The sequence below is a fragment of the Streptomyces sp. NPDC054757 genome, from assembly GCF_053612185.1.
Genome location: NZ_JBSHBW010000016.1, coordinates 1 through 22,729 on the forward strand (window position 1 = coordinate 1; position 22,729 = coordinate 22,729).

The 22,729-nt window shown below is 72.4% G+C and carries 18 protein-coding genes; 13 read left to right on the forward strand and 5 right to left on the reverse strand.

Going from position 1 to position 22,729, the window contains the following annotated elements:
• Positions 1–264 precede the first annotated feature (264 nt).
• Together ACWGKJ_RS19640 and ACWGKJ_RS19645 are read left to right on the forward strand one after the other, a co-directional pair.
• Positions 265–2,739 carry an ATP-binding SpoIIE family protein phosphatase gene (locus tag ACWGKJ_RS19640; protein ID WP_385018929.1) on the forward strand — a complete coding sequence of 825 codons (2,475 nt, stop codon included), beginning with the start codon at positions 265–267 and terminating at the stop codon, positions 2,737–2,739.
• 88 nt (positions 2,740–2,827) lie between these two features.
• Complete coding sequence (locus tag ACWGKJ_RS19645) at positions 2,828–3,550, forward strand: class I SAM-dependent methyltransferase (protein WP_385018930.1); 723 nt, start codon at positions 2,828–2,830, stop codon at positions 3,548–3,550.
• Positions 3,551–3,583: 33 nt separating this feature from the next.
• Here ACWGKJ_RS19645 and ACWGKJ_RS19650 read toward each other — a convergent pair whose 3' ends face one another.
• Positions 3,584–4,615, reverse strand: coding sequence for an MASE1 domain-containing protein (locus tag ACWGKJ_RS19650; protein WP_385018932.1), 1,032 nt, complete (start codon positions 4,613–4,615; stop codon positions 3,584–3,586).
• Between the two features lie 384 nt (positions 4,616–4,999).
• Here ACWGKJ_RS19650 and ACWGKJ_RS19655 point away from each other — a divergent pair, with 384 nt between their 5' ends.
• The 6 genes from ACWGKJ_RS19655 to ACWGKJ_RS19680 all read left to right on the forward strand — a co-directional run bounded on the left by ACWGKJ_RS19655 (position 5,000) and on the right by ACWGKJ_RS19680 (position 11,313).
• Positions 5,000–5,371 carry an SH3 domain-containing protein gene (locus ACWGKJ_RS19655; protein ID WP_385018934.1) on the forward strand — a complete coding sequence of 124 codons (372 nt, stop codon included), beginning with the start codon at positions 5,000–5,002 and terminating at the stop codon, positions 5,369–5,371.
• A 187-nt stretch (positions 5,372–5,558) separates the two neighbouring features.
• Complete coding sequence (locus tag ACWGKJ_RS19660; protein WP_385018936.1) at positions 5,559–6,392, forward strand: M55 family metallopeptidase; 834 nt, start codon at positions 5,559–5,561, stop codon at positions 6,390–6,392.
• Entirely contained in the window at positions 6,385–7,731 is a 1,347-nt protein-coding gene (locus ACWGKJ_RS19665; RefSeq protein ID WP_385018938.1) for a M20/M25/M40 family metallo-hydrolase, read from the forward strand. Before ACWGKJ_RS19660 ends, ACWGKJ_RS19665 begins: the two co-directional genes overlap by 8 nt.
• Positions 7,732–7,744: 13 nt before the next feature.
• The gene (locus tag ACWGKJ_RS19670; RefSeq protein ID WP_385018940.1) at positions 7,745–9,745 is read left to right on the forward strand and encodes a S9 family peptidase; all 2,001 of its coding nucleotides are present in this window, start codon (positions 7,745–7,747) and stop codon (positions 9,743–9,745) included.
• Positions 9,742–10,749 (forward strand): S66 peptidase family protein, encoded by a 1,008-nt coding sequence (locus ACWGKJ_RS19675; protein WP_385018942.1) that lies wholly within the window; start codon positions 9,742–9,744, stop codon positions 10,747–10,749. Before ACWGKJ_RS19670 ends, ACWGKJ_RS19675 begins: the two co-directional genes overlap by 4 nt.
• A gap of 9 nt (positions 10,750–10,758) precedes the next feature.
• On the forward strand, positions 10,759–11,313 hold the full coding sequence (locus tag ACWGKJ_RS19680) for a GNAT family N-acetyltransferase (protein ID WP_385018944.1): 555 nt from the start codon (positions 10,759–10,761) through the stop codon (positions 11,311–11,313).
• Between the two features lie 18 nt (positions 11,314–11,331).
• On the opposite strand, the gene ACWGKJ_RS19685 is transcribed toward ACWGKJ_RS19680, so the two are convergent.
• Positions 11,332–11,667 carry a DUF6204 family protein gene (locus tag ACWGKJ_RS19685; RefSeq protein ID WP_385019084.1) on the reverse strand — a complete coding sequence of 112 codons (336 nt, stop codon included), beginning with the start codon at positions 11,665–11,667 and terminating at the stop codon, positions 11,332–11,334.
• Between the two features lie 235 nt (positions 11,668–11,902).
• Here ACWGKJ_RS19685 and ACWGKJ_RS19690 point away from each other — a divergent pair, with 235 nt between their 5' ends.
• Positions 11,903–13,843 (forward strand): DUF5107 domain-containing protein, encoded by a 1,941-nt coding sequence (locus ACWGKJ_RS19690; protein WP_385018946.1) that lies wholly within the window; start codon positions 11,903–11,905, stop codon positions 13,841–13,843.
• A 37-nt stretch (positions 13,844–13,880) separates the two neighbouring features.
• Here ACWGKJ_RS19690 and ACWGKJ_RS19695 read toward each other — a convergent pair whose 3' ends face one another.
• Positions 13,881–14,261, reverse strand: coding sequence for a VOC family protein (locus ACWGKJ_RS19695; RefSeq protein ID WP_385018948.1), 381 nt, complete (start codon positions 14,259–14,261; stop codon positions 13,881–13,883).
• A 72-nt stretch (positions 14,262–14,333) separates the two neighbouring features.
• Positions 14,334–15,143, reverse strand: coding sequence for a methyltransferase domain-containing protein (locus ACWGKJ_RS19700; RefSeq protein ID WP_385018950.1), 810 nt, complete (start codon positions 15,141–15,143; stop codon positions 14,334–14,336).
• 265 nt (positions 15,144–15,408) lie between these two features.
• On the opposite strand from ACWGKJ_RS19700, the gene ACWGKJ_RS19705 reads away from it, so the two are divergent.
• Entirely contained in the window at positions 15,409–17,277 is a 1,869-nt protein-coding gene (locus ACWGKJ_RS19705; protein WP_385018952.1) for a transketolase, read from the forward strand.
• Between the two features lie 179 nt (positions 17,278–17,456).
• Positions 17,457–18,410, forward strand: coding sequence for a cation diffusion facilitator family transporter (locus ACWGKJ_RS19710; protein ID WP_385018954.1), 954 nt, complete (start codon positions 17,457–17,459; stop codon positions 18,408–18,410).
• On the opposite strand, the gene ACWGKJ_RS19715 is transcribed toward ACWGKJ_RS19710, so the two are convergent.
• Complete coding sequence (locus ACWGKJ_RS19715; RefSeq protein WP_385018956.1) at positions 18,382–19,887, reverse strand: bifunctional phosphatase PAP2/diacylglycerol kinase family protein; 1,506 nt, start codon at positions 19,885–19,887, stop codon at positions 18,382–18,384. The genes ACWGKJ_RS19710 and ACWGKJ_RS19715 overlap by 29 nt on opposite strands.
• A gap of 308 nt (positions 19,888–20,195) precedes the next feature.
• Here ACWGKJ_RS19715 and ACWGKJ_RS19720 point away from each other — a divergent pair, with 308 nt between their 5' ends.
• Together ACWGKJ_RS19720 and ACWGKJ_RS19725 are read left to right on the forward strand one after the other, a co-directional pair.
• Positions 20,196–21,413 carry an aminotransferase class I/II-fold pyridoxal phosphate-dependent enzyme gene (locus ACWGKJ_RS19720; RefSeq protein ID WP_385018958.1) on the forward strand — a complete coding sequence of 406 codons (1,218 nt, stop codon included), beginning with the start codon at positions 20,196–20,198 and terminating at the stop codon, positions 21,411–21,413.
• Positions 21,414–21,606: 193 nt separating this feature from the next.
• Complete coding sequence (locus tag ACWGKJ_RS19725) at positions 21,607–22,677, forward strand: MBL fold metallo-hydrolase (RefSeq protein ID WP_385019086.1); 1,071 nt, start codon at positions 21,607–21,609, stop codon at positions 22,675–22,677.
• Positions 22,678–22,729 lie beyond the last annotated feature (52 nt).

Sequence of the window (22,729 nt, forward strand, 5' to 3'; positions counted from 1 at the left end):
GGTTCGTCGCCCGCGAGGTCTACCGACACCTGCCCCACCCCCAGATCACCACCGAACAGCTAACCCAAGCTGCTTGACGATCTATAGGAGCTTCCGCGAGTACCGGTCCGCACGGACGGGCCCCATGGGTGGTGCGCCCCCGCGTACGCCGGGCGCACCACCCGTGGGGCCGATTCCGCCGATGACCCCCCGGGACCCGGGCACGGGCCGTACGGTGGTGTCACGTACCGCAGAGCGTCGCGGCCGGGAAGGAGCCTTCCACCCATGGACGTTGGTGTGCCGCCACCGAGGGCGGACCGGCCGCGGGACGCCGCGGCGGGCCGTGTGCCGCTCGCCGTGGCGGTCGTCGACGCCGGAGGGCTGGTCTCGCACTGGTCAACGGGGGCCCGACGGCTCTTCGGTGTCTCGCGCCAGGAAGCGGTCGGCTGCGCCGCGGGCGAACTGCTGCCGGTGTCCGGGGCGTTGCGCAGCGAAGGGGAGCGTGGGCCCGACGGGACGTACGCCGATCTCGGCCCGGAGCTCGACGACATCTCGGCCGGCGGGATCGTCGCCTACCCGTCATCGGGCCGGGCCCGTCTCGACGAGCCGCGGCGCGGCCGTATCGATGTGCTCTGGTGGGCGTACCCGCTGGCCGGGCCCGGCCCCGAGCGGCTCCTCGTCCTCGCGGCCGACGCCGCACAGCTTGCGGACGGCGACGAGAGCGGCGCCCCCGGGACCATAGCCCCCGGCTTCGCGCTCCACACCGACTTCCCCGGCTACCGCGAACTGGCCGGGCGGCTCCCCGAGATCCTGCCGAACATGAGCGTCCAGGAGGCGACCGGGATCGTCTCCCAGGTCCTTGAACTGGGCTATCCCGTACTGGAGTTCAGTCACCACGAGCAGGTTCCCGTCACCCCGGACTGGGGGGTGCCGCGGTACACCCCGCCCGGTCGGCCCGGCCGTGAGTCCCTCAGGACCGGCGACGACCTCCACGCGGCCCGTACCCCGCCCCGCCCTGAACTCGACCTGGAGTATGCGGCGGTACGCGAGCGGCTTGAGTTCCTCAACGAGGCCAGCGGGCGCATCGGTTCCTCCCTCGACCTGGAACGCACCATCCGTGAGGTGACCAGCGCCGCCGTTCCGCGCTTCACCGACTTCGCGGGCACCCATCTGCGCGCCGCCGTGCTCGCGGGCGAGGGATTCCCCGACGGGCCGCCCGACGTCACCACCGTCTGGCACCGGGTGTGGGTCGAGCACAACGACGAAACGGGCCGCTGGGACGACACCGTGCCGGTGGGCGAGGCCATCGCGTTCCCCGAGCACACGCCGTTCTTCCAGTGCATGGTCACCGGCGAGCCCGTTCTCGTCCGGTATGTGGACGAAGAGCTGAGCAACCGGATCTCGGGCGAGTTCGAGAAACGTGACCTGCGGCCGCTGATCACCCACCGCTCGCTGCTGATCGTGCCGTTGAAGGCCCGCGACGTGGTACTCGGCTTCATGGTGCTGATGCGGCGGCCCGGCAGGGAGCCCTTCGACGACATGGACCGCACCACCGGCGCCGAACTCGCCGCCCGCGCCGGGCTCGTCCTCGACAACGCCCGGATGTACACGTACCAGGAGAACGTCGCCGAGACCCTCCAGGACAGCATGCTGCCCAAGGTCGAACCCCGTATGGCGGGCTGCGACATCGCGACCCGCTATCTGCCGGGCGCCCGGCTCGGCCGGGTCGGCGGCGACTGGTTCGACTCGGTGAAGCTGCCCGGCTCCCGGACCGCCCTCGTCGTCGGCGACGTCATGGGACACGGGCTCAACTCGGCAGCCATGATGGGTCAGTTGCGCACCGCCGTCCTCACCATGGCCACCATGGAGATGCCCCCGGCCCAGCTGCTGCGCAACCTGGACGACCTGGCACAGCGGCTCGGTGAGCAGTATCTGGCGACCTGTCTGTACGCCGTGTACGACCCGATCAGCTCCGAACTGCAGATCGCCAACGCCGGGCATATCCCGCCGGTCCTGGTCCGCGCAGCCGACGGCCGGGCCGAGCTGCTCTCCCTGCCGACGGGTGCGCCCATCGGTGTCGGGGGTGTCGCCTTCGAGACAGCGACCGTACGGGTGGGCCCCGGCGACCGGCTGATCCTCTGCACCGACGGTCTGGTCGAGGTGCGCGGCCAGGACATCGGGGCCGGGCTCGCCGCGCTCTGCGCGTCGGCCGCGCACCCCGCCGCCTCCATGGACGACGCCTGCGACACGATCATCCGCGCGCTGAACCCGGACGGCGGCCGCAAGGACGACGTGGCGCTGCTGATGGCCAGGGTGAACGGGATCCCCGCCGATGACGTCGCGCAGTGGCGGCTCGCCCTCGATCCCCGTGAGGTGGCGCGGGCCCGGCGGCTGGTCCGCGGGCAGCTGCTCGACTGGGGGCTGCCGGACGCGGTGGAGCCCGCGGGGCTGATGGTCAGTGAGCTGGTCACCAACGCCGTCAGACACGGCCGGGTGCGCGAGATCGGGCTGCGGCTGGTCAGGACGGCCGCCCTGCTCTGCGAGGTCAGCGACGACGAACCGGCGCCCGCCGTGCTGCTCGGCCCGTCCGGTGACGACGAGTCGGGCCGCGGGCTGCTGGTGGTGAGCAGCCTCGCCCGGGAGTGGGGCACCAGCTCCACCGCACACGGCAAGACCGTCTGGTTCGAACAGGCGCTGGCCGACCGGGGCGGCGGGCCCCGGAGCGGACAGCGGGTGACACCGGCGGCCGTGGGCGTCTGAGCCTGCCCGCGGTCTTGCCCGTATCCACGGAGAACGGCGGTCGTTCTCCGGCAGAGCACCGAGGGGCGCAATGGACGCAGGAGTACCTATGTATGTGTCGCCGCAGTACCGCGAGGCGTGGGAGGGGTTCTGGTCGGCCACGTCGGAAGCCCCGGGCGAGGCGATCTGGGACTCGGACCCGTCGCTCACCGCCGTACCGCACACCGAGCTGCTGCTGCCGTACGCCGACACGTCGCTCCCGGTCGTGGACCTCGGCTGCGGAAACGGCACTCAGACCCGCTATCTGTCCACCGTCTTCGCCCGCGCACTCGGCGTGGACCTCTCGCACGCCGCGATCCGTCACGCGCGGCGGGCGGACAGTGCGGGAGTGGCCGAGTTCTCCCAGCTCGACCTGGTGGACACGGAGGCGGTACGGGAGCTGGGCCGGCGGATCGGTGACACCAATGTCTACATGCGGGCCGTCATCCACCAGAGCGAACCCGAGGCGCGCCCGGCCGTCGCCGCAGCCATCGCGGCACTCGTCGGCGAGCGGGGGCGGGCCTTCGTCGCGGAGCTGACGCCCGCTTCGAAGGAACTGCTGCAGAAGGTGGCCGAAGGCCCCGGAGGGCCGCCCGAGAAGCTGCGCAGGGTCATCCAGAACGGCCTCAAGCCGGCCGACGCGTCCGAGGAAGAGGTACCCGGGCTCCTCCGCGGTGCGGGGCTGACGATCCTGGCGAGCGGTGATACCGCACTGGCCCAGACCGAGCATCTGCCGGACGGCACCCGGATCGATCTGCCGGCGCGCTGGTTCGTGCTCGCCGGGACCTCCTGAGGCGCCGCGGGGGTACGGAGCCCGGCCGGCGGATCAGCGGCCGGGCCCGCCGCCGGGCGATGGCAGGTCGCCGGACGGTGGCAGGTCGCCGGGCGGTGGCAGGAGGTCCACCTGCCCGGGGGCGAGCTGCTCGACCAGGTCGGCCAGTTCCAGACAGGCCAGCTCGATCTTGCTGCGGATGTTCTTCTGCTCCGTGACGATCGCGGCCAGCAGCAGCGCCGTCAGCGACACCGAAGCGTTGAACACGGCGACGTTGAGCGTCGCCTCGAACAGGGTCCGGCCCTCGAAGGGGCCGATGTACTCGGTCGCTGCGAGGACGGCGAGCACCGAGGCCAGACAGGCACAGGGGGCGCTGCCGGACAGCTCGAAGCGGAGCGCGGCCCAGATGAGCAGCGGAAAGACAAGAAAGAGCAGGGTGAGCGTGGACCGGGTGGCCAGCAGGGTGACCACCACCGAGGCGAGGGCCAGCGCCGTGGCCTCGGGCCAGCGGTCGGTGGCCCGGGGGAGCCTGATCCGGCGCAGGACGAGCAGGACCGGGGTGGCGACGAGCACTCCCATGGCGTCACCGGCCCACCACGCCAGCCAGACCGGCCAGAAGTCGCGGAGGGGCAGCTTGCCGGTCACCGCCAGCGTGCCGCAGCCGATGGAGGCGCTGACCAGCATCGCCACCGCGGCGCCCAGGAAGACCAGCGTCACACCGTCCCGCAGACGGTCCAGCTCGGGGCGGAATCCCACCCGGCGCAGCATGAGGAACGCGAAGACGGGAGCCAGGGTGTTGCCTGCCGAGATGGTGGCGCCCGGCGGGGTGAGGGTCGCGCCGACCGTGGCGATGGAGAAGAGCGCGCCGATGGCGATACCGGGCCAGACGCGCAGCCCCATGTAGAGCAGGGCGCTGAGCGCGACGCCGGTGGGCAGCCAGAGCGGTGTGACCACGGCACCGTCGACGACCACCTCCCTGAGCAGACCGAGGCGGGCCGATCCGTAGTACGCGGCGGCCACCAGCAGGATCTGCGCGGCGACCACCGCCGGCCGCCGAGAGTACGGCGCGAACAGAGCAGTCGCCATCAGTGGTCCCGGGAGGAAGAGTTGATGTGATCCGGTATTCCCATGGCGGACCGTGGCGGTGCCGGATCCCGGAAAGTTAGCTGATCCAGACCAACCCGCCGTCGGCCGGTCCTTCAGTGGAGTAGACCTCTGGGTTCCCGGCAGGTCCGGCCGGCCCGGAGAACGGACGCATGCGCCCATTCAGGAGAACGCCCTGTGTGTCGCACCGCGTAAGGGCGGGCCGGCGTGGAGGCCGCAGTAGCTTGCTCGGGCTGAGGCGATCCGTTTTGCCCCTGGGCCGTTCGCTGGAGGATGTGCGAACAGTGTGCCGTTCACATCGGCGTATGGCGGGGGCGGCGTCTCACGCATCTACCCCATCGGTCTGTGATCTCGCGGAGGCAACACTTGTTCCCCAAGCCCAAGACCAGCAAGCTCGTCATGGCACTGACAGCCGGTGCGCTGGCCGTCGGAGTCGCCGCCGGTCCGGCTCTCGCCGGTGAGAGCAGCGGCCCGGCCGCCAAGGGCCAGTCGACTGCGGCGGCGTGGACCCACTACAAGGGCCGCGTGATCGCCAGGACAGGCGTGCTGGTGCGCAGTGGCCCCAGCCAGCACTACCGGGTCGTCGGCTCGTACTCGTACCACTCGATCATCCCGATCGTGTGCAAGGTCCGCGGCCAGAACGTGGGCGGAAACATCCTCTGGTACAAGACCGCCAAGGGGAACTTCGTCTCGGCGCGGTACGTCGACAACGTCGGTAGCATTCCGCCCTACTGCTGAACCCTGTAGGTGAACCCCTCGCGCGATGACGCTTCTCCTGTGCAGTCATCAGGCGCGAGGGGTTTTCCGTGTGCGGAGGCCCGAGGGCTTGGATACTCGCCGACTCAGAATCGGCGTCAGTGGTATGGACCTGTGATAGGTGTGCGGTGCCTGGCCAGCGTATTCGTCGGCAGGTAGCGTCATCCGCATGAAGATCCTCATCAGCGCCGACATGGAGGGCGCGACGGGTGTGACCTGGCCCGGCGACGTGCTCCCCGGCAGTGCGCAGTGGGAGCGCTGCCGGTCGCTGTTCACGTCGGACGTGAACGCGGCCGCTCTCGGTTTCTTCGACGGTGGCGCCGACGAGGTGCTCATCAACGAAGCCCACTGGTCCATGCGTAATCTGCTCATCGAGCGGCTCGACGAGCGGGTCCAGATGCTCACGGGTCGTCATAAGTCGCTCTCCATGGTGGAGGGCGTCCAGCACGGCGACGTGGACGGGATCGCCTTCGTCGGCTACCACACGGGCGCCGGTATGGAGGGCGTGCTCGCCCACACCTATCTGGCCAACTCGATCACCGGCGTCTGGCTCAACGGCGTACGGGCGAGCGAGGGCCTTCTCAACGCCCATGTGGTCGCGGAGTACGGAGTCCCGGTGGTGCTCGTCACCGGTGACGACCTCGCCTGCGCCGACGCGCTGGGGTACGCGCCCCGGGCCCGTACCGTGGCGGTGAAGGACCATGTCTCGCGGTACGCGGCGGTCTGCCGCACCCCCGCCCGTACGGCATCCGACATCCGTACCGCCGCGGCCGACGCCACCGCGCTCGCCGTGCGCCACGCACCCGTGACCGGGCAGTCCTTCACGGTGGAGCTGGAGTTCGACGCGGAGCATCTGGTCGGCGCCGCGACCGTCGTACCGGGGGTACGCAGGACGGCTGAGCGGCGTGTCGCGTACACCAGCGCGACGATGTATGAGGGCATTCGGACCTTCAAGGCGGTGACGACCCTCGTCTCGTCCGCGGTGGAGGAACAGTATGGCTGACGTGAATCCGGTGGGACCGGAGCAGCTGGACGCACGGGCGCTCGACGAGGCGGTGGCATTCACCTCGGAGCTGATTCGGATCGACACGACCAACCGGGGCGGCGGTGACTGCCGGGAGCGGCCCGCCGCCGAGTACGTCGCCGAGCGGCTGGCCGGTGCGGGGATCGAGCCGACGCTTCTGGAGCGCACCCCGGGGCGTACCAACGTGGTCGCCAGGATTCCCGGCACCGACCCGTCGGCGGACGCGCTGCTGGTCCACGGCCATCTCGACGTGGTGCCCGCCGAACCGGACGACTGGTCCGTGCACCCGTTCTCCGGGGAGATCCGCGACGGGGTGGTCTGGGGCCGCGGCGCGATCGACATGAAGAACATGGACGCGATGGTGCTCGCGGTGGTGCGGGCCTGGGCGCGCCAGGGCGTGCGCCCCCGGCGTGACATCGTCATCGCCTACACGGCCGACGAGGAGGCGAGCGCCGACGACGGCTCGGGCTTCCTCGCCGACCAGCACCCCGGGCTCTTCGACGGCTGCACCGAGGGCATCAGCGAGTCCGGTGCCTTCACCTTCCACGCCGGTCCGGACCTGCCTGTCTACCCCATCGCGGCCGGTGAGCGCGGCACCGCCTGGCTGCGGCTCACGGCGCACGGCAAGGCGGGCCACGGCTCGAAGGTCAACCGGCAGAACGCGGTCAGCAGGCTCGCCGCCGCCATCGCCCGTATCGGCGAACACCAGTGGCCGGTACGGCTCACGCCGACCGTGCGCGCCGCGCTCACCGAGATCGCCGCTCTGCACGGCATCGAAACGGACACCGCGGCCCCGGACTTCGACGTGGACGCGCTGCTCTCGAAGCTCGGCCCGGCGGCCGCGCTGGTCGAGCCGACCGTCCGCAACAGCGCCAACCCGACGATGCTGACAGCCGGTTACAAGGTCAATGTCATCCCCGGGCACGCGACGGCGTATGTCGACGGACGGATGCTGCCCGGCGGCGAGGACGAGTTCCGCTCGACCATGGACCGCCTCACCGGGCCGGACGTCGACTGGGAGTTCGACCACGGCGAGGTCGCGCTCGAAGCACCGGTGGACTCGCCGACGTACGCGAAACTGCGCGCGGCGATCGAGAGGTTCGCACCGGAGGGGCATGTGGTGCCCTACTGCATGTCGGGGGGCACGGACGCCAAGCAGTTCTCCCGACTGGGAATCACCGGGTACGGCTTCTCGCCGCTGAGGCTGCCTCCCGGCTTCGACTACCAGGCCCTGTTCCACGGGGTCGACGAGCGGGTGCCGGTGGACGCGCTGCACTTTGGCGCCCGGGTGCTCGATCACTATCTGCGTACCGCATAGGGGAGTTGGCAGCATGGCAACCACCGGGGCCTACGGCACATGGCCTTCGCCGATCGACGCCGCAGTCGCGGCGTCGCAGGACGGCCGTCCCGAGTTCATCGGCACGGTCGGCGACGAGGTGTGGTGGACCGCGCCGCGCCCCGCCGAGGGCGGCAGGCGCGCACTGGTGCGGCGGCGGGCGGACGGCAGTGAGGAGACGGCCCTGCCCGCCCCGTGGAACGTCCGCAGCCGGGTCATCGAGTACGGCGGACAGCCCTGGGCCGGGGCGCTGCGGTCGTCGGGCGGGCCGCTCGTGGTCTTCGTCCACTTCGCCGACCAGCGGCTCTACGCGTACGAGCCGGACGCGCGGGGCGGCGCGGCGGAGCCGAGGCCGCTCACCCCGGTCTCCGTCGTGGGCGGCGGACTGCGCTGGGTGGACCCGGTGATCCATCCCGGCTGCGGCGAAGCCTGGTGCGTCATGGAGGAGTTCACCGGCGAGTCGCCCACCGATGTACGGCGGGTCATCGCGGCCGTACCGCTGGACGGCTCGGCCGCCGATGACCGCGCGGCCGTCCGTGAACTCTCCGGCGGAGGCCACCGGTTCGTCACCGGTGCCCGTCTCTCGCCGGACGGGCGCCGTGTCGCGTGGCTCGGCTGGGACCATCCGCGGATGCCGTGGGACGGCAACGACGCCATGGTCGCCGACGTCACCGAAGGCGGCCTCTTCGAGGGGGCCCGGCGTATCGCAGGAGGGCCGGACGAGTCCGTCGCACAGGTGGACTGGGCGGCCGACGGGCGGCTGCTGTTCGCCTCCGACCGCACCGGCTGGTGGAACCTCTACCGGGCGGACCAGGACGGCGCTGCGGTCGCGCTCTGTCCGCGCGACGAGGAGTTCGGCGGGCCGCTCTGGAAGATCGGCCAGAAGTGGTTCGAGCCTCTGGACAGCGGGCTGATCGCCGTCGTGCACGGCGCGGGCGACACCGCGCTCGGGGTGCTCGACCCGGAGAACGGCGAACTCGTCGACGCACCGGGCCCCTGGACCGAGTGGGCCTCGACGCTCTCCGCGCGCGACAGCCGGGTGGTCGGTCTGGCGGCCGGCGCGCGCAGCTCGTTCGAGATCGTGGAGCTCGACACCAGCAGCGGCCACACCCGCGTCATCGGCTCACCGCACCGGGACGCGGTGGACCCCGCCTACTACCCCGAGCCGCAGAGCCGTACGTTCACCGGGCCCGGCGGCCGGGAGATCCACGCCCATGTCCATCCGCCGCACAGCCCCGACCGGACCGCGCCCGACGGGGAACTGCCGCCCTTCGTGATCTGGGCGCACGGCGGCCCCACCAGCCGTGCACCGCTCGTACTCGACCTGGAGATCGCCTACTTCACTTCGCGGGGCATCGGTGTGGCGGAGGTGAACTACGGCGGATCGACCGGCTACGGACGGGAGTACCGCAACCGGCTGCGTGAGCAGTGGGGCGTCGTGGATGTGGAGGACTGCGCGGCCGTCGCCGGTGCGCTCGCCGACGAAGGCGTGGCCGACCGGTCCAGGCTGGCGATCCGCGGCGGCAGCGCGGGCGGCTGGACGTCGGCGGCCTCACTGGCGTCGCTTGCGTCGTCCGGCGTCTACGCCTGCGGCACGGTCATGTACCCCATCCTCGATCTGACCGACTGGGCATCCGACGACGGCACCCACGACTTCGAGTCCCAGTACCTGGAGACCCTCATCGGGCCGTTCGCCGAGGTCCCCGACCGCTACCGTGACCGCTCGCCCGCACAGCACGCCGACCGGGTGTCGGCGCCGTTCCTGCTGCTCCAGGGGCTGGACGACGTGATCTGCCCGCCGGTGCAGTGCGAACGGTTCCTGGAGCGGATGGCGGGCCGGGGCGTCCCGCACGCCTATCTGACGTTCGAGGGCGAGGGACACGGTTTCCGCAGGGCCGACACCATGGTCCGCGCACTGGAGGCCGAACTCTCCTTGTACGTACAGACCTTCGGCATCGACCGGCCCGACCTCCCCGTCCTTGAGCTGCACACATGACGGCCCGTCCGGCGCCCGCCCTGACCCCGCTGACCCGGCCGGCCCGGCTCCGGCCGGGGGCCAGGGTCGCCGTCGTGTCGCCCAGCGGGCCCGTCCCGGAGGACCGGCTCACGGCCGGTCTCGGCATCCTCCGCGGCTGGGGCCTGGAACCGGTGGTGATGCCCCATGTGCTGGACCGGCACCCGCGGTTCCGGTATCTCGCGGGCGCCGACGAGGCGCGCGCCCGCGATCTGCAGACGGCCTGGTGCGACCCGGGGATCTCCGCGGTCCTCTGCGCACGCGGCGGCTACGGCGCGCAGCGCATGACCGATCTGCTGGACTGGGCGGCGATGCGCGCGGCCGGGCCCAAGGTGTTCGTCGGGTACAGCGATGTCACCGCGCTGCACGAGGCGTTCGCCGTGCGGATGGGACTCTCGACGCTGCACGGTCCGATGACCGCCGCCCTCAGCTTCATCGAGAACACCGCGACCCAGGAGTCCCTGCGCGCCACCCTCTTCGAGCCCGAAACGGTCCGCACGCTCGGCCTCGGCACGGCCCGCACCCTGGTGCCCGGCCGGGCGGCGGGCATCACCTTCGGGGGCTGCCTCTCACTGCTCGCCGCCGAACTCGGCACCCCGTACGCCCGCCCCACCGGGCGCGGCGGGCTGCTGCTGATCGAGGACATCGGGGAGGAGGGCTACCGCATCGACCGGATCCTCACCCAGCTGCTCCGCTCGGGCCTCCTGGAGGGGGTCGCCGGTATCGCCCTCGGCTCCTGGGAGGAGTGCACCCCGGACGACGAGGTGCGGGCGGTGCTGCTGGACCGGCTCGGCACACTGGGCGTCCCGGTGGTGGAGGAGTTCGGCTTCGGCCACTGCTCCACCGCGCAGACCATGCCGCTCGGCGTGCCCGCCGTCCTGGACGCCGGGGCGGGCACCCTCACCCTGGACGTTCCGGCCCTGGTCCTGGACGCCGGGGAGCGCGCGCCGGAACACCCCTCCGCGGCACGCGCCCCCGCGGTCTAATCTGGCCCGATGCCAGACACGACCGCATATCTCGCCTCGGGCCCCCGTGTGGGCGTACGCCACTTCTCGTACGAGGACGCCGGGGAGTTCACCGGGCTGGTACGGGAGAGCAGGGAGCTGCACCATCCCTGGCTCGCCCCGCCCGCCGACCCGGAGAGCTACCTCGTGTACGCGCGCCGGCTGATCGAGGACCCGGCCAGGGCCGGTTTCCTGGTCTGCGAACACGCGGGCGACACCCCCGGACGCATCGCCGGGTTCATCAACATCAACAACATCGTCCAGGGCGCCTTCCGCAGCGGGGCGCTCGGATACGGCGCGTTCGCGCACTCCGCGGGGCGGGGGCTGATGGGGGAGGGGCTGCGCCTGGTGATGCAGTACGCCTTCGGCCCGCTCGGCCTGCACCGTCTTGAGGTCAACATCCAGCCGGCCAACGAGGCGTCGCTGGCGCTGATCCGCCGTGCCGGGTTCCGTCTTGAGGGGTACTCACCGGACTTCCTCTTCATCGACGGAGCCTGGCGGGACCATGAACGCTGGGCATTCACCGCGGAGATGACGGCCCGCTGAGGACCGGGGTGCCGCAGGTCAGCGGCCCCTGCGGTTGATCTTCATGGTGTCCATATCCGTCACGGTCGAGCGCAGCGGGCCGAAGCCGTGCCCCAGCTCCTTCAGCGCGGTCTCGGCCCGGTCCTCCGCGATGGCGCCCGCCATCTCCTCGCCGTCCGCCGCGTCCGACGCGACCACATAGCGGAACGAGAAGTGTTTCAGCACCTTGTCGTAGGTGAGGGAGCCCTCCTCGGTGAAGTGCATCTGGGGCAGGCCGTGTTCGTCCACCTCGGCGAGCAGCCGGGCCCGCGAGTCGTCCGTCAGCCCCTCCCAGGTGCCCCGCACAATGACCCGGTAGGTGTGCTGCTCGGCCATCTCGTCCGCCCTCATCTCGTTCGTACGCCGTTCCCGGTGCAGGTTACGGGCTGGGCCGGATCCCGGGTACCGGATTGTTCGCGGGTTCCCGAGCGGCGTTCGGGCAAATCGGCTCGCGGTAACCCCTGGTCAGACCGGCCCCGCCGGTGTTCCATGGTCATCAGGGGGGCCGGGCGGACGGCTGCTCCCACGAGCGAGTGAGGTTGCCTTGGCCACGACCGTGCGACGTGCCGTAATGACGCTGCCCACCGCCCCGTTGGGGCCGGAGAACCCGCTTCCGGCGCTGCGCCCGCTCGACGAGACGCACACCGTGGACGCGGAGGGGCGGGCCGATCTCCCGCACGACATGGCCCGCCAGATCGGATACGAGCCGCTGACCAGCGTGCTGCCGGTGCGTGTACGCGACGGGTACGACAGGGAGCGCACCCCCGCCGGAATCGACACGATCGTGATCGAGAACGACCGGCTGCGTGCCACCGTGCTGCCCGGTCTCGGCGGCCGGATCCACTCCCTCTTCCACAAGCCGTCCGGACGGGAGCTGCTCTACCGCAACCCGGTGCTCCAGCCCGCCGACTTCGCGCTGAACGGCGCCTGGTTCTCCGGCGGTATCGAGTGGAACATCGGGGCGACCGGGCACACCACGCTCAGCTGCGCCCCGCTGCACGCCGCGCTGGTGACCGCGCCCGACGGCGGCGAGATGCTCCGGCTCTGGGAGTGGGAGCGGCTGCGCGACCTGCCCTTCCAGGTGGACCTCTGGCTGCCCGACGGCTCCGACTTCCTGTACGTCGGGGTCCGGATCCGCAACCCGCACGAGCAGCCGGTGCCCACCTACTGGTGGTCCAACATCGCCGTGCCCGAGAGCCCCACCACCCGGGTCCTCGCCCCCGCCGACGAGGCCTGGCACTTCGGCTACGAGCGCAGCCTGCGCCGCGTCCCGGTACCCGGCTGGAACGGCGCCGACCGTACGTACCCGCTGCGCAGCGAGTACCCGGCGGACTACTTCTACGAGGTCCCGCCGGAGGCGAGGAAGTGGGTCGCCTCGCTGGACGAGGAGGGCCGGGGGCTCGTCCAGACCTCCACCGACCAGCTGCGCGGCCGCAAGCTCTTCCTCTGGGGCTCTGGCACCGGCGGACGGCGCTGGCAGCAGTGGCTGACCGAACCGGGCACCGGAGGGTACGCGGAGATCCAGGCGGGTCTCGCCCGCACCCAGCTGGAACACGTACGCCTGGAGGCAGGCGCCGAGTTCAGCTGGCTGGAGGCTTACGGGCCGCTCACCGCCGACGCATCGGCCGTGCACGGCGACGACTGGGACGCGGCCCGCGGCGAGGCGGAGTCCCGGCTCGAAGCCGCGCTGCCCCGGGCCGCGGTCGAGACCGCCTACGGGGCGTGGCGCGGCTGTATGGACCGCGAGCCGCACGAGATGCTCGCCACCGGATCCGGCTGGGGTGCGCTCGAAGTGCTGCGCGGCGGATACAAGCTGCCGGGCACCCCGTACTACGCTTCGGCGCTCGGTGACGACCAGCAGCCGTGGCTGGAGCTGTACCGCTCCGGTGCGTTCCCGGCTCCGCGCAGGGTCACCCCGCCAGGACCCTCGCTGGTGTCCAGGCACTGGCGGGACATGCTGGAGACGGCCCGCGCCGAACCGCTGACCGAGTACCACCTGGGGGTCGCGCAGTGGCACGGCGGCGACCGGGCCCAGGCGGTGCGCAGCTGGGAGCGCGGTCTCGAACTCGCGCCCTCCCGCTGGCCGTTGCTGCGCTGTCTCGCCGTCGCCGACCGGTGCGACGGCCACGACGGGCGGGCCGCCGACCGGTACGCCGAGGCCTTCGACGATCTCTGCGAGGAACGCCGGAACGGGGCGGGCTGGACGGCGGTGACCGCCGCCCTGGGGCGCGAGGCCATCGACGCGCTGCTCGCGGCCGGGCGCACCGCCGACGCCCGGAGTGTCTGGGGCCGACTGGACCAGGAGACCCGGGCGCGGGGCCGGTTCCGGCTGATCGACGCGCAACTGCTGCTGGCGGAAGGGGACATCGGGGCGGCACGTGCGGTGTTCGACAAGGGCTTCGAGGTGGCGGACATCCGGGAGGGCGCCGAGATCCTCAACGAGGTCTGGGCGGCCCTCACGGACGATCCGCTGCCGGAGATGTACGAGTACCGGATGCGGCCGCAGAGCTGACGGGGGCGCGGGAGGCTGGCGCCCGCTGCCCCGGTGCTCAGGCGGCGGGACCGGCCCCGGCCTCGCCGCCGCTTCCGTTCCGGTCCACGTACTCGAAGACCGACCCGTCGGGGTGGACCGCGATCAGATTGCGGCCCACCGGGGTCGGTACCGGCCCCGCGATGACCTGTGCGCCGATCTCGTTCAGCGTGGTGAGCGCCTCGTCCACATCCCGTACCGCGATGGTCGCCGTCACCTTGCGCAGAATCTCCAGCTCCGACTCGGGGCCGCTCATCAGGAGGAAGAAGCCGACCGCGGCGACGGATACACCGGCGCGCTCGAAGCGCAGCGCCTTGGCGCCCGTGAGGCGTTCGTAGAAGAACACCGAGGCTTCGAGGTCGGCGACGCAGATACGCAAGGTAGTGCCCAGGATCTCCATGCGGAGCAGCCTAGTTGACGTGGGAACGGGGGCGGGAGGGCCGGTCGCCGTGCCCTCCCCCTGTCCCGCCGCTCAGACCCGGCAGAGGACTTCGCCGTGCGGCACCAGGAACCAGCCGTCCTGCTGCGCGCCCCACTCGCGCCAGGCGTCCGCGATCGCCGTCAGCTGTTCCCGGGTCGCGTGGCCGCCGTCGACCGCCTGCCGCGCGTAGACCGACTGGACCGTACGGTCCGCCCACAGCCCGCTCCACCAGGCCCGCTCCTCCTCGTTGGCGAAGACCCAGTTGGTGGCCGTCGGCCTGATGTCCGTGAAGCCGGCCTGCCGCGCCCAGGAGAACAGCCGCCGCCCGGCGTCCGGTTCGGCGCCGTTGCCCCGGGTGACCCGGTGGTACAGGTCCAGCCAGTCGTCCATCACCGGTGACTCCGGGTACCAGGTGAACGCCCCGTAGTCGCTCTCGCGCACCGCGACGATGCCGCCGGGTTTGGTGACCCGGCGCATCTCCCGCAGCGCCTGCACCGGGTCGCCCACATGCTGGAGCACCTGATGGGCGTGGACCACACAGAAGGTGTCGTCCGGATATTCCAGCGCATGCACGTCCGCGACCGCGAAGTCCGTGTTGGCCAGACCGCGTTCGGCCGCCAGCGCGCGTGCCTGCTCCAGGATTTCGGGCGCCCTGTCCACACCCGTGACACTGCCGTCGGGCACCAGCGCCGCCAGGTCGGCGGTGATGGTGCCGGGGCCGCAGCCGATGTCCAGGATCCGCATATGGGGCTTGAGCTCGTCCACCAGATAGGCCGCGGAGTTGGCGGCGGTACGCCAGGTGTGCGAACGCAGCACCGACTCGTGGTGGCCGTGGGTGTATACGGCTGTCTCTTCCGGCATGGCGGGACTCCTGTCCGACGTCGAACTCGTCCGATGTGGTGGACCCACCGTAGAGGGTTTCGCCGTATGGTGAGATTCGTATCTCGCATACTGGTATGTGGGTGCCGCCACACCGGGGAAACATGTGCGCGTCGCGCCGGACCGGGTACGCGGTGCTGTGCGACCGGGACAGGCTGAGCAGCCGGGCCGCCCACTCCAGGAGCGGGCCCGCTCGACACCGCACCGCCGGCCCCGCTGAAGGCCCGGTCGCGGGAAGGGAACAGCAATGAGCACGGATCAGAACGCAGAACTCTTCGAACTGGCCCAGCAACTCCGCGTGGACGCGGTGCGCGCCGCCGACGCGGCGGGCTCCGGGCACCCCACCTCGTCGATGTCCGCGGCGGATCTGGCCGCCGTACTGCTCGCCAGGCATCTGCGCTACGACTTCGACCGGCCCGACCACCCGGGCAACGACCGCTTCGTCCTCTCCAAGGGCCACGCCACACCGCTCCTGTACGCCATGTATCTCGCGGCGGGCGCCATCGACGACGACGAGCTGCTGACCTTCCGCAAGGAGGGCAGCCGTCTTGAGGGCCACCCGACACCGCGCATCCCGTGGGTGGACGTGGCCACCGGTTCGCTGGGACAGGGGCTGCCGGTAGGCGTGGGGATGGCGCTCGCCGGGAAGTGCCTGGAGCGGGTGGACTACCGGGTCTGGGTGCTGAGCGGCGACAGCGAGATGGCCGAGGGCTCCGTCTGGGAGGCGGCCGAGCACGCCGGGTTCGAGGGCCTGGGCAATCTGACGCTGATCGTCGACGTCAACCGGCTCGGACAGCGCGGGCCCACCCGGCACGGCAGGGACCTGGCGGCGTACGGGCGCAGGCTGCGCGCCTTCGGCTGGCACACGGTCGAGATCGACGGTCACGACATCGCTGCCGTGGACGCCGCGTACGAGGAGGTGCGCGGTGTCACGGACCGGCCCACCGCGATCATCGCGGGCACCCGCAAGGGGCGCGGGGTGGCCGCCGTCGAGGACCAGGAGGGCAAGCACGGCAAACCCCTGCCGGACGCCGCAGCGGCCGTCGACGAGCTGGGCGGCCGCCGGACCGCCCGGGTCGATGTGCACAAGCCCGCCGACGCCCAGCCGCGGCGGATCACCGGCAGCGGCGATCTCGTACTGCCGCGCTACGAGAAGGGCGACGAGGTCGCGACCCGCAACGCGTTCGGCGAGGCGGTCACCGCACTCGGCACGGCGCGCGGCGATGTCGTCGTACTGGACGGCGAGGTCGGCGACTCGACCCGCGCCGAGTTCTTCTCGAAGAAGCACCCCGAGCGGTACTTCGAGTGCTACATCGCCGAACAGCAGCTGGCGGCGGGCGCGGTCGGCATGCAGGCGCGCGGCTACACCCCGTTCGCGTGCAGCTTCGCCTCGTTCCTCACCCGGGCGCACGACTTCTTCCGGATGGCGGCGATCGGCAGGGCCGACATCAACGTCGTGGGCTCCCATGTCGGTACCGCGATCGGCGAGGACGGCCCCTCCCAGATGGGGGTGGAGGACCTGGCGATGTTCCGGTCCGTGCACGGCAGCACCGTCCTGTACCCGAGCGATGCCAACCAGACGGCCCGGCTCGTGGCGGAGATGGCTGACGCCCACGGCATCCGCTATCTGCGGACCAACCGCGGGGAGACCCCGGTCATCTACGGGCCCGACGAGGAGTTCCCGATCGGCGGCAGCAAGGTCCTGCGCTCCGGTGCGAGCGACGAGCTGACCCTGATCGGGGCGGGCCAGACGCTCCACGAGTGCCTGGAGGCGGCCGACATCCTGGCCCGGGAGGGCATCGCGGTGCGGGTGATCGACCTCTACTCGGTCAAGCCCGTGGACGCCGGGACCCTGCGGACGGCGGCGGACCAGACGGGCTGTCTGGTCACCGTCGAGGACCATCACCCCGAGGGCGGTCTGGGGGACGCGGTCGCCGAGGCGTTCGCGGACGGCAGGCCGGTGCCCCGGCTGGTCCGGCTCGCGGTCGGCAACATGCCGGGATCGGCCTCGCCGCAGGAGCAGCTGGCCGCGGCCGGGATCGACGCCCCGAGCATCGCGGCGGGCGCCCGGCTGCTGGTGGAGAAGGCCGTGATCAGGCCGGGCGGGGGCGCCTGAGTGGCCGATTCCGCGGCCCCCGGCCGGTAGACGCCGTACTCCGGCAGTCCGGTCGGGGGCCGCGGACTTCCACGGGCCGGAGCGGGTACCCGGCGGTTCATGGAAGCAGTGACGCACCCCTGGCCGACCGGGACCTCCGGCCCGCCAGGACACCGCAGGAACGACATACGGGGGACCGCATGAGTGAAGCGCCGGACAGCGGTACGGAAGAGACGTCCGACCAGAAGACCAAGGTGACGGTACTGGTGGCGCTCGCCGCCAACCTCGTCATCGCCGTGGCCAAGGCGGTCGGCGGGGTCTTCGCCGGATCCCCGGCCCTGCTCTCCGAGGCAGCTCACTCGGTCGCCGACAGCCTCAACGAGGTGTTCCTGCTCTTCGCGCTCCGGCGGAGCAAACGCCCCGCGGACCCCCAGCACCCCTTCGGCTACGGCAAGGAACGCTTCTTCTGGGCGCTGCTCGCCGCCGTCGGCATCTTCGTCATGGGCGGCTGCTTCTCCGTATGGCAGGGCGTCGAGGCGTTGCGCGGCGGCGGGGAGCAGGAGTCCACCGGCGGATACATCGTGGGGCTCGTGGTGCTGGGCGTGGCGCTGATCGCCGAGGGCACCTCACTGGCGCGCGCCCTCCTCCAGGTGCGCGGCCAGTCCGGAGACGGCATCGGCAAGGATCCCGCGCTGCGGACCGTGATCGCCGAGGACGGCACCGCCGTCATCGGTGTGCTGCTCGCCATGGCGGGGATGGGCCTGCACATGGCGACCGGGCAGATCGCCTGGGAGGCATCGGCCTCGATCGCCATCGGGGCGCTGCTCGGCTATGTCGCCTACCGGCTCGGCAAGGACGCCCGTGACCAGCTCATCGGGGAGGCCGCCGACCCGGACCTGCGCGCCGGTATCGAGGAGATGCTTGCCGCTCAGCCCGAGATCGACCAGGTGTCCTCGCTGCTGACCATGCGTCTGGGGATGGAGTCGACGCTGGTGGCCGCCCGGGTCGACCTGGTGCCGGGGCTGGAGAGCGAGCATGTGGAGCTGATCTCGATGCGGATCAGGGCCTCCATCGAGAAGACCTGGCCGGAGGCCGACCAGGTCTATCTCGATGTGACGGACGCGGCTAGAGCGGCAGCGGACGGTACACCGTGAGCGCCTCGTCGTCCTTGTCGATCCAGAGCGAGGGCGGCGCTTCGGTGATCTCACCGTCGAAGGCGAGCGGTGTGCCGGGGGTGAGTCCGGCGACCCGGACCCGGCGCAGCCGCTCCGCCGCGTGGACGGGGGAGCGGGACAGCGGCCCGGCGAGCGCCGCCGCCAGCAGCCGCAGCCCCGGAAGGCGGCCGCCGTGCACCACCCGGACATCGAGCAGGCCGTCCGCCAGATCGAAACGGCGGCCGGGGGTCGGACCCATCTGCTGGTACATGCCGTTGCCCGCGAACAGCATCCAGAGGGTCCGCCGCTCGCCCTGGAAGTCGGCCTGGAGCGGCCGCTGCGAGCTGAGCACCCGGGCCGCCGCCAGCACCCCGGCGGGCCAGCCGCCGATCTTCGGCGACCAGCGCTCCCTGATCCGCACCAGCTCCGGATAGGAGCCCAGGCTGAAGGTGTTGAGGAAGTGGCCGGGCTCGCCGCCGGGCCCGTCGGGACCCGGCGAGAAGCGGCCCAGGTCGACCTTGACCGCGTCGCCCGAGGCCAGTGCCCGGCAGGTGTCGTGGACCTCCTCGATCCCGATGTCGTACGCGAAGTGGTTCAGCGTCCCGCCGGGGAAGACCGCCAGCGGTACCCCGTGCCTGGCCGCCACCACGGCCGCCCTGTTGACCGTGCCGTCGCCGCCACAGATGCCCAGGGCCCGGCAGTTCCGCGCGGCCTTCTCCAGGGTCGCCACCAGGTCGTCCGGCTCGCACTCCACGACATCCGCGAGCGGCAGCGCATCCCTGACCAGGGACGACTTGGCCGCGGCCGACCCCGACGCCTTGTTGACCACCACCACGAGATCCTCGCCGCCGGGCAGCACAGGCGCCTCGGTGTGCGGGCGGCCGGGGGCGGGCAGCTGGTCGCGCGTCGGTACGAGACCCCGCACCGCGAACGCGGCCCCCACCCCGAGCGCCGCCCCGATCACCACATCGCTCGGATAGTGCACGCCCGTGTAGACCCGGGATGCGGCGACGCTGAAGGCGAGGGGCGCGACCACCGCGCCCCAGCCCTTCGACTCCAGGGCGACACCCGTCGCGAACGCGGCGGCCGAAGCCGCGTGGCCGGACGGGAAGGACGTGGTGACCGGCTGCCGCTTGAGCTGCCTCACCACGGGCACGGCGTCCAGTATCGGTCTGGACCGGCGGACCGAGCCCTTGGCCACCGTGTTGGCGACCGCCGACGCCACGGCCAGCGAGGTCACCCCGCGCAGTGCGGCCCGCCGGGCCCGGGTGGAGCGGCCCACCGCGGCGATTCCGGCGGCGGCGCCGAACCAGAGCAGACCGTGGTTGGCGCTGCGGCTCAGCCGGGGCAGGACCGGGGCCGCGGCCGGCCAGTGCCGGGCAGCCGCGGACCGGAACAGGGCCTGGTCCCGGGCCCCGAGCCAGCCCGTGAGCCGTTCGAGGCGGACCGGGCCGATGCGGGGGACGGCGGATGCCATGGAAATCAACCCTCTCGGTGATCGCTGCACGTCCGGCACGTCGCCCGTGCGGCGGACGGCCCGGTGCGGGGGCTCTGCTGACCGATCGTCGTACCCCGTCCGGCCGGGTCGATGCCTGCACCACCCCGGCGCGCCGCCGCACGGCCCCCGGCGCGCCCTCGCACGTCGCGTGGCCACCGCCCGGCCTCGTCCGGACGGAGGCCCCGCCGCCCGGAGAGCCCCCGGAGACCCCGGCGGCCACGGTCGCCCGGCCGGGCAAAGCTACGTATAAAGGTCTCTGGGGGGCCGGTGACAGCGGAGGTGCGGGTATGCAGCGGACGGTTCCGGAGAGCCGAGGCCCGGTCCGCTACGGGCCGCCCGCCCCCGGCCCCGGACTGCCGGTGCTCACCGAGCTGGCCGACACCTTCACCGGCGCCGCTCCGCGCGCGGAACCCGAGCCGCTGGGCGGCGGGACCGCGCTGCGGGCGGCGGCCGCCGGATACTGGAGCCGCCGGGGGCTGGACTGCACGCCGGCCGACACGGTCGCCGCGGGCGGTGCCCAGTCGCTGCTCCTCGCGCTCCTCGCGGCGGACGGCGGCGACCTCATGCTGCCCCGCCCGTGCCCCGCCTGGTGGCTGCCGCAGGCACGTCTCGTCGGGCGGTCCGCCTACCCGGTGCCCACCCCCGCGGAGTGCGGAGGGGTGCCCGATCCGTACGCGCTCCTGGAGACCGTACGCAGAGTGCGCGCCGAGGGCGGCGACCCCCGGCTGCTGCTGCTCTCCGTGGCCGACGACCCCACCGCGACCGTCGCTCCGCCCGAACTGCTCCACCGGGCCTGCGAGGCCGCGCTCTCCGAAGGGCTGCACCTGGTCAGCGACGAGACCTGGCGCGACACCCGGCACCGGCCGGACGAGACGGTGCTGCTCAGTCCCGCCGAGATGTGGCCGGACGAGGTGACCGTCCTGTCCGACCTGGCGGGATCCCTGACCCCCACGGCCTGGCCGGTGGCGGTCGCCCGCTTCCCCGCGACCGCCGACGGGGCCGCCCGGCGGGCCAGAACGCTGGACGTCCTCACGGCCATCGGGGCCGCGGTGTCCGCACCGGTCGCCGCAGCGGCCGCCCACGCGCTGGGCGAACCGGCGGCCGTACGGGAACGTGCGGTACGGGCGGCCCTCCTGTACGCCCGGCTGGGCACCGCGGCCCACCGCACCGTCCTCGCCGCGGGCGCGCTCGCCAGGCCCCCGCAGGCCGGACGCCATCTCTACGCGGACCTGGGCCCGCTGCGTACCGGTCTCACGGCCCTCGGTGTCACCGACTCGATGGAGCTGGAGGACTGTCTGGGGGAGCGGATCGGCGCACCCGTGCCCGGGGGCCACCGCTTCGGCGACGACCCGGCCGCGCTGCGGGTGAGGTTCGCGACCGGCCCGCTCGCCGGAGCAACCCCCACGGAGCGCCTGGAGTCCCTCAACTCGGCGGAGCCACTCGAACTGCCCCATGTGGCCCGCTCGTTGGGCACCTTCGCGACGGCCCTGGAGCAGCTGCGATGAGCGACTCACCGCCGAACGACTCACCGCCGAACGACTCTTCGCCGAACGACTCACCGCCACCGGACGGAGCCCTTCGATGACGGAACGTACCGAGAGCTCCCGCCCCGGGCCGCAGCCCCGGGAGCGGGCCGTGTCCCCGGCCGGGCAGCCGGCCCCCGCCGTGGAGCGGACCGCGCCCGCCCCCGCCGTGCACATGAACGCGTACGGGGAGGGGGCACAGCCCGCCCCCGTCCTGAGGAAGACACAGGCCCGGCCGCACATCCGGACCCGCCCCAGGCCCCGCCCGCTCGGTCTGCTGCGCCCGCCCGGTGAGACCAGGCTCTGGCCCAAGTCGTTCGCCGACCGGCTCACCGCCCCGCTGCCCGGTGTCAGGGCCATGGCGAGACTGGCCCGGGAGGGCTCCGTACGGCCGCGCTCCGAGGGGCTGCGCGACATTCCGCTGCTGCCCTACGAGCCCGCTCCGCTCCCCGATGCCGACGCCACCACCATCGCCGTCACCTGGGCGGGCCACGCCAGCTGGGTGGTGCGCATCGGGGGGCTCACGGTCCTCACCGATCCGGTCTGGTCGCGCCGGATCCTCGGTACGCCCGCCCGGGTCACACCGGTCGGGGTCCGCTGGGCGGATCTGCCCAAAATCGATGCCGTGGTCATCAGCCACAACCACTACGACCACCTGGACGCCCCCACCGTCAAACGGCTCCCGCGCGACACCCCGCTCTTCGTCCCGGCCGGACTGGCCCGCTGGTTCCGGCGCCGGCGCTTCACCCGCGTCACCGAGCTGGACTGGTGGGAGTCGTCCGAGACCGGCGGCGTCCGGTTCGAGTTCGTGCCTGCCCACCACTGGTCCAAGCGCACCCTTACCGACACCTGCCGCTCGCTCTGGGGCGGCTGGGTCCTCACCGACGAACGGGGCCGGCGGGTGTACTTCGCGGGTGACACCGGGTACGGCCACTGGTTCGGGGAGATCGGCCACCGCCACCCGGGCATCGATCTGGCGCTGCTGCCGATCGGGGCGTACGAACCGCGCTGGATGCTCGGGCCCGTGCACACCGACCCGGAGGAGGCGGTGGCGGCCTGCGAGGATCTGGGTGCGCGCCGGATGGCGCCGATGCACTGGGGCGCCTTCCTGCTCTCCGCCGAGCCGGTGCTCGAACCGCTCACCAGGGTCCGCGCGGCGTGGGAGCGGGCCGGACGTGCGCGCGACGAGCTGTGGGACCTGCCGGTCGGCGGGTCCCGGGTGCTCCAGGAGGTGCCCGCCGAGTGACCGGCCGCGCGTACGCCGGGGCGGGCCCGGCGGAGGCAGTGGTGGGGGTCGG